Here is a 13094-nt window from a genome sequence, read left to right as displayed (position 1 = left end):
GGGGCAATTCATGAATTGCCCCTACCCAAATTTCGAGATCTCCTCCAAAGAAAATCATTCCTGAATTAAGCAACGCCTAGAATAGTTTTAAGTTCGCAAAATCGATCGGGTTTGGGCAAAACAGACTACCTAGCAGTGGGCTGTTGCCATTCTTTGATTAAGTCGCTAGCCACTTGAGAGTTTTGACTGTTCGCTTGTCTTTGGAATAATTTGACTGCTTGTTGCATATCGGCAATGCCACCAGTTCGATCGGTTAATAGGGTGTATTTGAGCACGCCGCGATTGTAGTAAGCATCGGCATTTCTGGGCTTGAGTTTAATCGCCCGATTGTAATCAGTTAGTGCGCCCGAATAATCCTTGAGTTGTTCGACTTTGAGATTGCCGCGATTGTTGTAGGCAGCATCGTAACCGGGCTTGATTTTGATGGCGCGATTATAGTCAGCTAGTGCGCCTTGGGGATCTTGAAATTTAGTGGCTTTGAGCAAACCGCGATTGTAGTAGGCATTGGCATTTCGCGGGTTGATTTGAATGGCGCGATTGTAATCATTTAATGCACCCTGATAATCGCCCTGCTGGTATTTCTGAGCTGCTGAGGTGAAGTAATTTCCAGAAGAACCTTGTCTCCTGACTCTAGATCTTGCTACCGCAGTCGTTCTAACTGCCTGAGTAGACTCTACCGAACTTTTGGCTGTGGCACTCGGTGGTATGAGCATCATCATTGCGCCCATGCTGATCGTTCCCGCCCACAGTGAGATTCTAGAAAGCATATAAAGTCTAATGGTTTGATGTGTGTATTTATAGTAATCCGATCTCACCTCCAAGCGATCGGCCACTCGCTTTTTCTTAAGCATCTTTCAATCTTGCTGACTCTCGCTCGTGCTTTGTCTACTTGTCCCAACCCTCATCGCTCCCTCCGATCCAGCGCGGTGGCTAGTCGATCGAGGCTAGTAATATATCATGTTAGGATGTAGCGAAAGTTAGTTTGACTCAAACCACACCAAGATTTTTAGATGTTAAAACTTCAGTCATTAATGACTGAGGATGGCAACTCACGCCATCACCATCAGTCAAGAAACAATGTATTGAGGTTTTGATATTGCCTAGAAAATCATTAGCTCTTAAATTGCTTGAAACAGAGAATTTAGGATCGATCGAGTCATTTGACTTGATCGATAACCCACGGCAACTATCGACTACCTACAGTGCCGCTCTACCCTTTTCTGGTGCTTTTAACTCTTGGAGTGAAAGCTGCGGTGTCTCGGTATAAACCGAATCGAGCAACACATCTAGCATCCCGGCATCGCGAGCACCGTCGATTGCTTTGTGACCGATCAATTCGCCGACATTGAGAATTACCTCATCATCGCGATCGAGAATTACCCGCGTCGTCGGACGACCCAACGCTCCTTTAACCCGCTTTTCTTCGATCGCTTGCGTGCTGCGACCCTGTAACTCATTAGCGGTTTCTTTGACTCGTTCCCACATATTCGCCGCGCCTGATTGAATTTGGTCGCTAGCCAGTGCGGTATTGGCCTGGAGTCGATCGCTGTTAGTGGTCGCGAGCACACCAGCTTGAGACTGAGCGGCTGCGGTAGGAGAGAAGCCCACAGCATCTAATAAAGCGGCCTCTTGGTGGGCGACTTTGGCGCGCTCGATTGCTTGAGTAGTAATAATCTGCCCTTGCGCCGCAATAATATAGCCTGCTGGCGTATAGACTGCCCGCTGCGAACGTTTGCCCAAAGCACTTTCGACTGTCAATCCGGCCATTGCGGTATCAAACCGATCTCGGAGTGGCTCACTCAAACCTCCACCAGCAGCTCTGTACAGCTCGTCGAGGACATTTAAGCGTTCGGCGGCTGTCGCGATGCTCGGTGAGATCGTTTCGCCAGCTAGCACCAAAGTCCCACCGTCGCTAGTGTGTAGGGTTTGACGGGCAACCTTCCCGATCGCAAACGCTTTTTGAGCTGAGCGGTCGATAACGGTATCCGTGACTCTGGTAGTGGCTAGCCGGCCAGCGGCTTGAAATTTTTCGCCGGCTATTTGCGTACCATCTTGGAGGCGTTCGCTAGCGACTTTGGCGGTAGCTTGGAGCTTTTCGCTAGCGGTTTGCATCGCAGCTTTAATCCCACCGACTTGCTCTTCCATTAGCTCGATCGTCTCGACGGGTACGAAGGCGACATCGCGACCGATTTTGAGCGTTTTGGGAGCCGGCACAAACGATCGACCAGAGTAGGTATCAGCAAATAGCCCACCAGAAGTTTCATAGCCCTCGATCGTGCCAGTAGTTTCATCGAAATAGAAATCGACTAGTTTGCCAAGGTTGCGACCATCTGTGGTCATAATTCGCGTGCCATTTAAGACATTGTTATTGCTTAAAATTTTGTCAATCAGATCGTAGTCGCGAGCGGGGGAGATCGCCCCTCGATCGGCAATAATTACCGCATCGATCCCGATCGCTTTGACTAGATTCAGCGGTAAAACTCTAGCATCGCTAAACCAAGTACTCTCCTCAATCAAAAACCCTAACAGCGTATTATTATTTTGGTCAAAAATCAGATCGATAATGTTGTTAGTTTTTTCGCCTGTGTCATAGGCGATAATCGGTTTGCCAATGATATCTTTTCCCTTACGCACGATCTTGATGCTCCTTTTGTTTAAAACTGGTGAATTTATACAGCAAATGACAGCAGCGTTATGATATTTTGGTTCGTCCCAGGCTGGGAGTTGCTAGGTTAGAAACTCGCATTGTCGGGTTGTCTCTACTAAAGCCTGGAACGATATCGATCGCGCCAATGTACTCTAGACCAGTTACGGTTACGGCTGTAACTACAATCAACAGCGTAGTGTATAGGGGGGTTTTTGAGGTTTTACCAATGAGACGGGGCATAAAAAAATCTTATTTTCAAAGTTATTCTGTTAAGTTAATCTTATTCATTTAACTTTACCTAGAGCATCGCTCGATCGAGCTAAAAACCCTAATTGTGAACTATATCGTTAGAAAGATTTAACGGATATTTTAGCTATTTCTAAAGACAAGATCTTGCGTACGACAACGATCGAACATGCGAATTGGTTTAAAGATACAAAAAGACTCGGACGAATGCCCGAGTCTTAATCATCGAAAATACCTGGTTGCCGTTAAAAATAATGATATCGCCTATTTATTTAGGTCTGCCTTGGCACGATCGATACCATCCTGCATTTTGTTACCTAATTCTTTGGCTTTATCTACAACTTTGTCTTTAGCATCTTCGACACCATCTCGGACTTTAGCGGCTGTCTGTTTGGCTTGACCAGCGGCTTCATCTTCGGAGCTGCCAGTGACTTTACCGACTACTTCTTGAACTTTTCCTTCGGCATTTTGAGCTGCTGCTTTAGCACGTTCTTCGATACTCATGATGTTTTGTCCTAGTTATTAATATTATTTATTTGAACTGTTCACAATATACAATTTTCTGTAATTATCCCTCTCTCCTAAAAGTGATACTTAGCGCACACAAGATTGAGTGAATAGATCTATCGATCGATTAGATCGAGATCGGTCGATGGAGGCACTCGTGAGCTAGTAATTGTCACTATTGGCGAGTTTGAGACAAAACAGTTCGACTAAAACTTTATCCTCGACTTCGATGGAAATCGGGGGTAAATCGAATTACTAAGTTCAGTAATAACACACAGAAATTATCGAACTAGTAATTTACTGCTCGAACCATTGAGATTCGAGCATCGCTTTCTGGGCTTGCTCGATCGGATGCAAATAGAAATGAGCATCCGCATCCTCACTCGCAAACCGTTCGGACGTATCCCCGCCTGTAGGTGTAGATATTGCCGTTTCGGTCTTCGGGATAATTTGGCGAGCTGTTTGAACCATTTCTGATTTAATCGAGTCACAAGCTTGGGTAAAAGTTTGTGACTTTACTGGCGGCTGTTGATTCGATAAAATTTGTTGAGCTTCACTAGTCATACGATCTTTGATGACAGAGCAAGCCTGAGTAATAGTTGGCGGTTTGCCCATCAGCTTGTTACCACCAATGATGTGATGGGCTTGGCTAGCCATTTCATCTTTCATCACCGAGCAAGCCTCGGTGATGGTTTGAAGTCGATCGCAGTCAACCTGTGGCGCAGAGTCGCTGGCTCCGCGAGCTGCGAGATCTTGGTATGAGATATTGGGATCGTCCATAGTTGGTTCGGGTGTGCGGTCGCACAACTCAAGTAACTACCACTTTACGATCGATCCCCAGTTGGGCTATCAGTTAAAAGGAAGATCTACACTCTATCGATCGAGGTAGCTAGATCCCACGATCAGTATCGATCCTGATGCTCAGCTCGGTGATAATCGCCCAACTTTGGTGACGATTTGAGAAATTGGCTCAAATTAGACGCCAACTGGAGACTTGCTCTCCAGATCGGGGCGTGCGCCATTGGCAGAGAGAGCTTCACCTTCGATAAACGATCGCAACATCCAGGCCATTTCTTCATGCTGCTCCATCAATCCAGTCAAGAAGTCCGCCGTACCTTGGTCGTGATAACTCTCGCTACAACTATCGATGTGCCCGCGTAAGTTGCGCACGATTTGCTCGTGATCTTTGACTAGAGCCGATACCATGCCTGTCGCCATTGGGATATTCCCCGGCTGTTCGCCCAAAGTTGTAAACTCCAAGAATCCTTTCATCGTCCCGATCGGATAACCACCCAGTGCGCGGACGCGTTCGGCGAGTGCATCAATATTGGTCGAAATTGCCTCGTAATGCTTATCCCAAAGTTCGTGCAAGGAGATAAATTGAGGGCCGACTACATCCCAATGAAATTTTTTAGTTTTCACGACTAGCAGGTATGCATCTGCCAAATCATGATTGAGTAAATCGATGACACCTGCGCGTTGCTCGTCGGTTAGACCAATATTAATCGGACGCATCTGTATTTTTCTCCAAGAATGTTAATTGAGTAAGTTTAGAATGCACACTTATCTGCCTAAGCGCAGATTTGGTGCTAAATAGTAGCACCGATTAATTTGGGGAGTTTGTGCCGGATTCGATCGACTAAAGTGTCGATATTGAATTTCATGGTATTAAATTCATCTGTGGGTTTCATCTTCCATTTATACTAGGAACCACCCGATCGCCAAATCAATCAACAGACGGATTTATCGCTTGAACTTATCAAAAAAAATCTCTGTCGATCGACAGAGAGCTAGATGTTCAAGCGTTAAATATATTGCTGAATTTTGTAGTTACGATTTTAGTCTTCGCGCTGCCGTTGGCGGACGTAGCCAGCGATCCCCCGTTGTGAATGTTTGATAAAATCGCAAATTTCGCGGACTAAATCTGTATCGAATTCAGTTTCTAATTTTGTTAATGCTTCGGGGATAAGCAGATTCGATTGATATAAAATTTTAAAAGCGCGTTTGAGCGTAATCCTGTCTTCAGATGTCAATCCTGCCCGCCGCAAACCGACAGTATTTAAACCCATCACCTTATTGAGCGTGGTACTGCGCGTCATACAAAAAGGGGGAATATCTTTTTGCGCGGCAGAACCGCCAGCCATCATCACCAATCTACCAATTCTCACAAATTGATGTACCAAACAATTACCACTGATAAAGGCGCGATCGCCAACTTCGACATATCCGGCTAACAGTGCGCCATTGGCGACAATCACATCATCACCGAGTTGGACATTATGCGCTAGATGCGAGTAGGCCATCAGCAGACAATTATTACCGACGATCGTCACCGAACCCGCTTTGGTACCGCGATGGATCGTCACACCTTCGCGGATGCTGCAATTGTCCCCGATCTGGACATAGCTCGGTTCGTCTTTAAATGCTAGATCTTGAGGCAGATCGCCAATGACGACATGACTATGCAGATGACAGTTTTGGCCGATCGATGTGTAGGGTAGTAACGTGACATGTCCATCTAAGCGGCAATTATCCCCAATTTCAACATCATGGCGAATGTAGCAAAATGGACCGATCGAGACATTCGTACCGATTTTCGCCCCAGGTTCGATCGCGGCGGTGGGATGGATCTGCATAGAAGGGGAAAGTAGAGCTAATTGCCGCAAATATTATACCCGACGGACGCATCCCGACAACGGCACGCGATCGGCGTTTAATCAAAATCACGATCGGTTTGCATCTGTTTGGAAGCCCGATAGGCATCCGCCATCCGCCCGAAGTTGATTTTAAATTCCGTCCAGCCCAAGAGACTCCCTGTGGCATCGTCCTCTTCGTCCCAGCAAGCCGAGAGAATCCCATAGGTCAATCCCAAGACACTCAATCCCAAACACCCCATACTCGTCAGCAACACGACCGTATTCGGAACTTTGAATAAGTGATTGGCAATTACCCAATAACTGCCCAAAAAGATCCCCATCCCCGTAATCACAGGAATGCCACAAAATACCAGCACCCGCCGAATCATCCGTTTGCTGACGACATCAGGGATGTAGCCCGAACCCTGTTCGTCCATTGCTGGTGCTGGGTTCTGGGGCTTGACGATTGGTGTCCCTTTTTGGGCTGCGGGTTTCCGCTGCTTGTTGGTGCGCGGCTCAAACGGGACAGATGGGCGGGGATTGTCATCAGGCATAGGGCTGCTCGAAGTTTCGCTTGGTGATGGGAACGGTTAGAGGATCGGGGGTAGAGAATAACCTTCTCTGGTTACTAGCCCCCAAACTAGTTACAACAACTTGCTGACTAGTCTTTGACGCGACGGATACCGAGGCTGTCGGCGAGAGCTTGGTAGCGTTGGACGCTTTCACCTTGGATGAATGCTAGCAAACGTTTGCGTTGGCCGATCATTTTCAACAAGCCGCGACGGGAAGCGTGATCGCTTTTGTTGGTTTTGAGGTGTTCGCTGAGGCGGGTGATTTTTTCAGTCAGCATGGCGACTTGGAGATCCGAAGAACCCGTATCGGTTGCGTGCAACTGATACTGTGACATGATCTCTTGCTTGCGTTCTTGAGTTAGGGTCATGAATACTGAAAATTATAGTTAAATTTTGCAACTTACTATTTTAGCATTTCCAGTTAGATTTGACTATCCTTACCGCTACTTTAAGTGTGGCCTGACCGATCGCCATCCGATTTCCCCACACTCCCCATCGCCGATTAAAATGGGGATAGTAGGTCAAACTAAGAGAAAATATGTCAACATTGGCGGCGATCGGCGTTTTAGCAGTATTAATCTTTGTCCACGAGCTGGGACACTTTTTGGCAGCCAGATTGCAGGGAATTTATGCCAATAAATTTTCGATCGGGTTTGGGCCAATATTATTAAAATATCAAGGCAAACAGACTGAGTATGCCCTGCGAGCATTGCCACTCGGTGGTTTTGTCGGCTTTCCCGATGACGATCCCGATAGCGATATTCCGCCCACCGATCCCAATTTACTCCGCAATCGGCCATTGCTTGATCGAGCGATCGTCATTAGTGCGGGCGTGATTGCTAACCTGATTTTTGCTTATTTCTTACTCGTCACCCAAGTCAGCGTGATCGGATTTCAACAAATTAATTATCATCCTGGTGTCGCGATCGCCGGCATTGCCGACAATCTGAGTACGGCAGCGGGCAAAGCTGGACTAGTAGCCAAAGACGTAATTTTAGCAGTAGATAAAAATCCCTTGGGCGATGGTAAGCCCGCGATCGTCAAACTGATGGCCGAAATCCAAAACCATCCCCAGTTGCCCATGACTTTTGAAGTCCAACGTGGTGCCGAAACGCTGAATATCAAAGTCACACCCGATGCTAATGCTGAAGGCAAAGGCCAGATCGGGGTCAAACTCGCGCCCAATGCCGATATTATTATCGATCGAGCCGTCAGTCCGATCGATGCCTTAGTCAAAGGTGCTAATGAATTCGAGCGAGTGGTGGTACTGACTTTTCAGGGATTGTCTCAATTAGTCACCAACTTTGGCGATACGGCCACGCAAATCGCCGGCCCGATCAAGATTGTCGAAATCGGCTCGAACATCGCCGCTAATAATATCGCGGGATTGCTCCAATTTGGCGCGTTAATCAGCATCAATTTAGCCGTGATGAATATTTTGCCGTTACCAGCATTAGATGGCGGTCAATTGGCCTTTTTAGTGTTTGAAGGCTTGCTCGGCAAACCATTGCCGATGAAATTCCAAGAAACGGTGATGCAAACGGGTTTATTTTTACTGCTAGGATTAGGTGTATTTTTGGTAGTTCGAGATACAGCCAATCTATCCAGCGTTCAGCAATTTTTTAAGTAACATCGGTCTAGCAGTGGCGGCTGCCACCGCACCAGCCACTCCGGCTTGCTCAAATGAATGCTAGCCAGCTTGGATCGGCAGGTTGCGTCGAGATCTACCATCGAGCATCACCATCATCCGCCCATCTCAAGCTAGATCCATGGCAAAAAATACTTCCGATCCAGTTGGTACACTAAGTATTGGCAATGTCATTACCACCAGCACCACCCTCTACAAATCCAACTTCAAACGTTATTTGCAGGTTTCTCTCCGCGCGACAGCTTGGATTTTCGCGATGGGAGCCGCTTGGCTGGGACTATTCGCGATCGGTGCGGCACTCTATGCTGCTACCAAGTCTTGGCTGGTGGCGATTCCAGTCGTTCTGGGCGGACTGGTGGTAACTCTATATTTTGCGGCCAAATATGCCACCGATCGCGCCATCATTAGCCGCTTAGCCTATCAAGAACTAATAAATGCCCCAGAAACGATCGCTGATGCTACTAGGTATTTATTGCCACGTACCTGGGGATTTTTGCGGCTGTCGTTGTTATTAGGTTTTTATATTTCCTTAGTTGGGATTGTTGGCTATGTCGCGCTGATCGTCATGATTGGGATCTTCGTCACGGTGTTAGTTTATGTCTTCAAGCTTTCTCCTGACAATTTAGTCGTCTCATTTAGCATCGGGTTGTTGGCGATCGGGTTATTTCTCCTTTGGATGGCCGCGATCCTGCGCTACTACGCTTATTGGTTTGTTGCCGAATTACCGCTAGCCGTCGAATCGACTACTTCAGCCAACTTCAGCATTCGGCGTAGCCGCCAATTGACAGCCAATGCCGTTGGGAATGTCCTGTTGATTATGACAATCGCTTTTCTGATTGTGGCACCAGCGAGTACGATCGGGAGTGTGCCAAGTTTTGCTGGTCAAATGATGACTAGTCCGATCATCACTACCGATGCAGCGACGCAAGTGATGGGGGGAATCTTAATTCTCGTGGGCACACTTGTAACGATCGCCGTCGAGCTGTTTATCATGCCATTTTGGCAGATAATTAAAGCGATCGTCTATTATGACTTGCGCAATCGTCACGAAGGCAATGATTTAGTTATTTAGATTGCGTGGTGTGTGAAGCCAACTTTTTAACAGTAGTGTTTTGCCAATCGCGATCGCGAATCCTGACAATATGAAATTCTTAAATCGAGTCAAATCTAAAACACCAGAGAGTGTTGAGTTAGAATTTATTTTAGCTGGCATCGGCAATCGCACTCAGGCTTTAATTATTGATTATGTAATTTGGAGCTTGGCACTATTCTTAGTATTGTTGGCTTGGGGGTTGCTATTTTCCCAAGTACCGTGGCTGCGCTCCGATCCGATTCGACAGTGGCTGGCTGCAATTCAAATCTTAATTCTGTTTGTTGTCTATATCGGCTATTTCGTATTGTTTGAAACCTGGTGGCGCGGTCAAACTCCTGGTAAAAGATATGTTAAAATTCGGGTAATTAAAGATGACGGTCGAAATGTTGGTATCCAGCAATCAATTATTCGATCGCTACTACGACCGATCGACGATATTTTATTTCTAGGGTTAATCCTCATTTTATTTACGTCCCAGGAAAAACGCCTTGGTGACTGGGTCGCTGGCACGATCTCGATCCAAGAAGGCCAAGCCGTGAGCGATAAAAAGATCGTCTTATCGCCAGCAGCTACAGATATAGCCGATCGATTGATGGCAACCGGGCGGATTGCCCAGCTTACTCCCGACCAATTTGCCACAATTCGCAAATATCTTTACCGCTATCCCAACCTCACCCCCGCTGCCAAAGCTCAAGTTAGCGATCGATTGGCACAGCAATTATTAGAACGATTGGAATTAACCGATCGACTGCCCACTACCGAAGCGCATCTGACGATCGAAGCTATTTTTCTCGCTTATCAGCAACAATTTCGCAGTTAGCAAATCGATTATTTAAGTTCTATTTTAACTAAATTTATCACACTTAAATTTATGCAAACCATCGAATCAAATCTCGATCCCATCATCTATCAAGGTCAGTTTGGATCGTTCACAATTAATGAAGACGATCGGCAAGAAGTGGTAATTTATCGTACTGCTTTGATGGTAGCGGCGTTAAGTTTTGGACTGGGGACGATCGCTGTCTTATCAAAATCGGAACTACTTAGCAGCGAAACTTTATCGAACTTGCTGACAGTCTTAGCCACGATTTTCGCTGTGGCGATGGGAATTGCGCTGGCAAATATTCATATTTATATGGTTATTTTACATCGGACGCTGCAAATATTTTGGGCGATCGGTTGTGCGAGTGCGATCGGCTTTGCGCTCTATTACCAGCAATCGATCGGTGAAATTGTCTACCAACAGCCGTTAACTATTTTAGGCGTAGGCTTTATCTTTGCCGCCCTAACTGGCATCTTTTTTAAAGAAGCTTTTTGTTTCAATCGCTTAGAAACAAAGTTATTAGTCTTGATCGTGCCTTTACTATTATTGGGGCATCTGACGCAAATGCTGCCGCAAGCTGTTGAACCGATCTTATTAGCAGTTTGGGCGGGATTATTTTTAGTCTTTGCCATCCGCAAAGTCATTCAACCAATTCCACCCGATATTGGCGATAAGTCAGTATTTGAATATTTAGCCACACAGCGAAATTCTTAGTTGGATGAGGGGACTGGGAGATGGTGATAACTTTTTTGGCGTTGCTGAATTAGGATATGAAACGCCCTCGAAATTTGAGGTAAGGGTAATTCATGAATTACCCCTACCTCAAATTTCGGGAATCGTCGCTAACTAAAATCATATCTGAATTCGGTACTAGCCTTGTACTGCCGAACCCGATCCGCCAGCTACAGCTTTAAAGGTATTAATAATCTGCTCGAAAGTGGGTTGAGCTTGTCGCGCACTCGCACCACTATAGACATAGGTGACTTGAAAGACTTCATTGCCTTCTCGAAATAAACCGATCGATTCTTTCAATGTGGCACCTTGAATATCGGCAGTGACTGTCAACCGCACGATTTGTCGCGCTCCCACCTGCTCTAACTTATGTTCGACTAGCTTGAATGATTCTGGCAGCATTGAGGGCAAAACTTTTGCCATTGTTGCTTCCAGCTCTGACATGGTGACAGTTGCGGGAATCGGCAAGCGGGTAATCAGGACGACTTCTGGCAGATCCGGTTTGGTAGTATTAAAAGCCATCGCTCTGATAAATGCGGGATCGCTATCGACTAACTTGGCAAATGAGGCCATTGTCGGACTCAGCTCGGTCGCGGCTGCGATAATTGCTTTTGTCTCCTCACTAGTCGGTCTACCACCTTTGAATCCTGCTGGGACGGTAAATTCGACCCCATTTCCTTTGATAACCGTCAGATTGCTAGTGGAGCGGCTATCTTGGCGCAGTGTCAGATGATGACTGGGCACTTGATTCTCCAGGGGAGAGGCTTCGCCAACGCCAACGAGCGGTAATGTTGCCGGAGACGCGATCGCCGTCAAATTGGTAGCACTGAGTCCGACAAGTGCTAGGTTGAAACCAATACCAGAATAGAGAAAGCGCACGATCGATACCTCGCAAATAGTTGGTAGTGACTCAGAAATAAATCACAGTTTGCTTTGAATTGTAATTGCTACATTATCGATTGGGTGTGTTTTGGATCTTTATGCAAAATTTAGTCGATCTAGTGTAACTGGAGATAGTTCAGTATTGTAATCTGGGTGCACTTAACTTTGTGCGATCTAGGTGTCGATCGCTACTGATCGGTGCGACATCAACCTAAGAATGCTAATGGTTGACTCATATTAGCCGCAAAACCCAAAATTCCCTGATCGCGATGTTCGTAGATTAATTCTCGATCGGCAGCGAATAAAAAAGTCCCGCCACGTTGGGTCAAATAACTCGGATCGGGAACGTAGGTCTGCCAATTACTTAGCACCTCAGCCATATTTCGCAGTCTCAATGTCGCCAATTCAAACGGTCGTTGAAAACCACTACCACCCGCGACATCGAAAAAAGATCCCTGAATTGGCGGCAATGGCTGCGCGCGGACAGTCTCATCGGCAGTGATTAATTGGGGTGCAGATCGATCGCCTGTATACCCTCGCAAAACTTCGCGGAGAGTCCCCGGACTGCCAATCCCCGCACACATCAAAATCAGATTGACCCAAGCATTTTGAGTGATCGATAAACTTGGTAATTTGAGTGCCAAACCTGGATACAGATCGAGCTGGGAATGCAATTTCGCATCACGATCGATAAATAACCATTCAGCAGGAAATCCAGTAAACTCGCAAAATTTCAAGCCAGCAGATCGATCGCCAATCCCGACCATCCGCACCGTTACGCCGCGTTCGGCCAACTGCTGGCGTTCCCGTTGCAGCCACCAAGCATATTCGAGACTATCAAAATCGCCCAATTGCGGACAAACGATGACTAGCAATTGTTTCGCTGACTCACAACCACTCAAAATGGGGACGATCTCGCGATCGCTAATGCGGAGTCGATCGGTTTGTTGCAAGATTGAGTAGATATTCATGCTGCTAATTGCTGAAATTTGACTTTTAAACCGTCGCGGGGATGGAGGGTCGGAATCGGATCGAGGGTGAGATTTTGATTGGGTAATAATTCCCAACTATAGTGACGCAGCAGCTTGGCAGCCATAATTTTGAGTTCCATCTGGGCAAAAGCCATCCCGATACAGATCCGCGAGCCACCGCCATAAGTGGCAAACGTATCCCTCTTCTATCACTCTAGGAGAGATAAAATAGAAAGGTAGGGCTGAAGAGAAGGCAAGGCATATGACACAGCCAAGAGCAGCAGCACAAACGATTAGTTTTATCGACGAATATTGTAGCTATTATCAAACAACATTT

Annotated in this window: 14 protein-coding genes and 1 pseudogene; 4 read left to right on the top strand and 11 right to left on the bottom strand. The window is 46.5% G+C overall.

Annotated elements, in window-relative coordinates; genetic code table 11:
- Nucleotides 1-125: 125 nt before the first annotated feature.
- From RMO27_RS14985 to rpsO, 8 genes are all read right to left on the bottom strand, one after another.
- On the bottom strand, nt 126-851 hold the full coding sequence (locus tag RMO27_RS14985) for a tetratricopeptide repeat protein (RefSeq protein ID WP_309733889.1): 726 nt from the start codon (nt 849-851) through the stop codon (nt 126-128).
- Between the two features lie 346 nt (nt 852-1197).
- On the bottom strand, nt 1198-2634 hold the full coding sequence (locus tag RMO27_RS14980) for a PRC-barrel domain-containing protein (protein WP_309733886.1): 1437 nt from the start codon (nt 2632-2634) through the stop codon (nt 1198-1200).
- A gap of 523 nt (nt 2635-3157) precedes the next feature.
- The gene (locus tag RMO27_RS14975; RefSeq protein ID WP_309733884.1) at nt 3158-3397 is read right to left on the bottom strand and encodes a CsbD family protein; all 240 of its coding nucleotides are present in this window, start codon (nt 3395-3397) and stop codon (nt 3158-3160) included.
- 300 nt (nt 3398-3697) lie between these two features.
- On the bottom strand, nt 3698-4180 hold the full coding sequence (locus RMO27_RS14970) for a hypothetical protein (RefSeq protein WP_309733883.1): 483 nt from the start codon (nt 4178-4180) through the stop codon (nt 3698-3700).
- Nucleotides 4181-4375: 195 nt separating this feature from the next.
- Nucleotides 4376-4915: a Dps family protein gene (locus RMO27_RS14965; protein WP_309733881.1), complete on the bottom strand. Its 540-nt coding sequence runs from the start codon at nt 4913-4915 to the stop codon at nt 4376-4378.
- 323 nt (nt 4916-5238) lie between these two features.
- Complete coding sequence (gene lpxA, locus RMO27_RS14960; protein WP_309733879.1) at nt 5239-6036, bottom strand: acyl-ACP--UDP-N-acetylglucosamine O-acyltransferase; 798 nt, start codon at nt 6034-6036, stop codon at nt 5239-5241.
- A gap of 77 nt (nt 6037-6113) precedes the next feature.
- Nucleotides 6114-6590, bottom strand: a complete 477-nt coding sequence (locus RMO27_RS14955) for a PAM68 family protein (protein WP_309733876.1) — start codon at nt 6588-6590, stop codon at nt 6114-6116.
- A 107-nt stretch (nt 6591-6697) separates the two neighbouring features.
- The gene (gene rpsO, locus RMO27_RS14950) at nt 6698-6976 is read right to left on the bottom strand and encodes a 30S ribosomal protein S15 (RefSeq protein WP_309733874.1); all 279 of its coding nucleotides are present in this window, start codon (nt 6974-6976) and stop codon (nt 6698-6700) included.
- 170 nt (nt 6977-7146) lie between these two features.
- Between rpsO and rseP the strand changes: the two genes are divergently transcribed.
- The 4 genes from rseP to RMO27_RS14930 all read left to right on the top strand — a co-directional run bounded on the left by rseP (nt 7147) and on the right by RMO27_RS14930 (nt 10886).
- Entirely contained in the window at nt 7147-8238 is a 1092-nt protein-coding gene (rseP, locus tag RMO27_RS14945; protein WP_309733867.1) for an RIP metalloprotease RseP, read from the top strand.
- 139 nt (nt 8239-8377) lie between these two features.
- Complete coding sequence (locus RMO27_RS14940; RefSeq protein ID WP_309733865.1) at nt 8378-9328, top strand: hypothetical protein; 951 nt, start codon at nt 8378-8380, stop codon at nt 9326-9328.
- Between the two features lie 70 nt (nt 9329-9398).
- Nucleotides 9399-10169, top strand: coding sequence for an RDD family protein (locus RMO27_RS14935; RefSeq protein WP_309733863.1), 771 nt, complete (start codon nt 9399-9401; stop codon nt 10167-10169).
- A gap of 51 nt (nt 10170-10220) precedes the next feature.
- Nucleotides 10221-10886 carry a DUF2301 domain-containing membrane protein gene (locus RMO27_RS14930; RefSeq protein WP_309733861.1) on the top strand — a complete coding sequence of 222 codons (666 nt, stop codon included), beginning with the start codon at nt 10221-10223 and terminating at the stop codon, nt 10884-10886.
- A 156-nt stretch (nt 10887-11042) separates the two neighbouring features.
- Here RMO27_RS14930 and RMO27_RS14925 read toward each other — a convergent pair whose 3' ends face one another.
- The 3 genes and pseudogenes from RMO27_RS14925 to RMO27_RS14915 form a co-directional block, all read right to left on the bottom strand.
- Nucleotides 11043-11783 carry a hypothetical protein gene (locus RMO27_RS14925; protein WP_309733859.1) on the bottom strand — a complete coding sequence of 247 codons (741 nt, stop codon included), beginning with the start codon at nt 11781-11783 and terminating at the stop codon, nt 11043-11045.
- 209 nt (nt 11784-11992) lie between these two features.
- Entirely contained in the window at nt 11993-12757 is a 765-nt protein-coding gene (locus RMO27_RS14920; RefSeq protein WP_309733856.1) for a peroxiredoxin-like family protein, read from the bottom strand.
- A pseudogene (locus RMO27_RS14915) lies at nt 12754-12951 on the bottom strand (cytochrome P450); the annotation flags it as partial. The pseudogene RMO27_RS14915 and the gene RMO27_RS14920, both read right to left, overlap by 4 nt.
- Between the last annotated feature and the right edge of the window lie 143 nt (nt 12952-13094).

Origin of the sequence: Chamaesiphon sp. OTE_75_metabat_556, from assembly GCF_031378165.1 — a bacterium.
Classification (GTDB): domain Bacteria; phylum Cyanobacteriota; class Cyanobacteriia; order Cyanobacteriales; family Chamaesiphonaceae; genus Chamaesiphon.
Note: the sequence above shows the minus strand (reverse complement) of the source record. Positions and strands in the feature narration are given on the sequence as shown.

Excerpts from the sequence above, each read along its gene's own strand:
- rpsO (WP_309733874.1), bottom strand. The coding sequence starts at position 6,976 with ATGACCCTAACTCAAGAACGCAAGCAAGAGATCATGTCACAGTATCAG.
- RMO27_RS14985 (WP_309733889.1), bottom strand. The coding sequence starts at position 851 with ATGCTTAAGAAAAAGCGAGTGGCCGATCGCTTGGAGGTGAGATCGGAT.
- RMO27_RS14965 (WP_309733881.1), bottom strand. The coding sequence starts at position 4,915 with ATGCGTCCGATTAATATTGGTCTAACCGACGAGCAACGCGCAGGTGTC.
- RMO27_RS14975 (WP_309733884.1), bottom strand. The coding sequence starts at position 3,397 with ATGAGTATCGAAGAACGTGCTAAAGCAGCAGCTCAAAATGCCGAAGGA.
- lpxA (WP_309733879.1), bottom strand. The coding sequence starts at position 6,036 with ATGCAGATCCATCCCACCGCCGCGATCGAACCTGGGGCGAAAATCGGT.
- RMO27_RS14970 (WP_309733883.1), bottom strand. The coding sequence starts at position 4,180 with ATGGACGATCCCAATATCTCATACCAAGATCTCGCAGCTCGCGGAGCC.
- RMO27_RS14930 (WP_309733861.1), top strand. The coding sequence starts at position 10,221 with ATGCAAACCATCGAATCAAATCTCGATCCCATCATCTATCAAGGTCAG.
- RMO27_RS14920 (WP_309733856.1), bottom strand. The coding sequence starts at position 12,757 with ATGAATATCTACTCAATCTTGCAACAAACCGATCGACTCCGCATTAGC.
- rseP (WP_309733867.1), top strand. The coding sequence starts at position 7,147 with ATGTCAACATTGGCGGCGATCGGCGTTTTAGCAGTATTAATCTTTGTC.
- RMO27_RS14940 (WP_309733865.1), top strand. The coding sequence starts at position 8,378 with ATGGCAAAAAATACTTCCGATCCAGTTGGTACACTAAGTATTGGCAAT.
- RMO27_RS14955 (WP_309733876.1), bottom strand. The coding sequence starts at position 6,590 with ATGCCTGATGACAATCCCCGCCCATCTGTCCCGTTTGAGCCGCGCACC.
- RMO27_RS14935 (WP_309733863.1), top strand. The coding sequence starts at position 9,399 with ATGAAATTCTTAAATCGAGTCAAATCTAAAACACCAGAGAGTGTTGAG.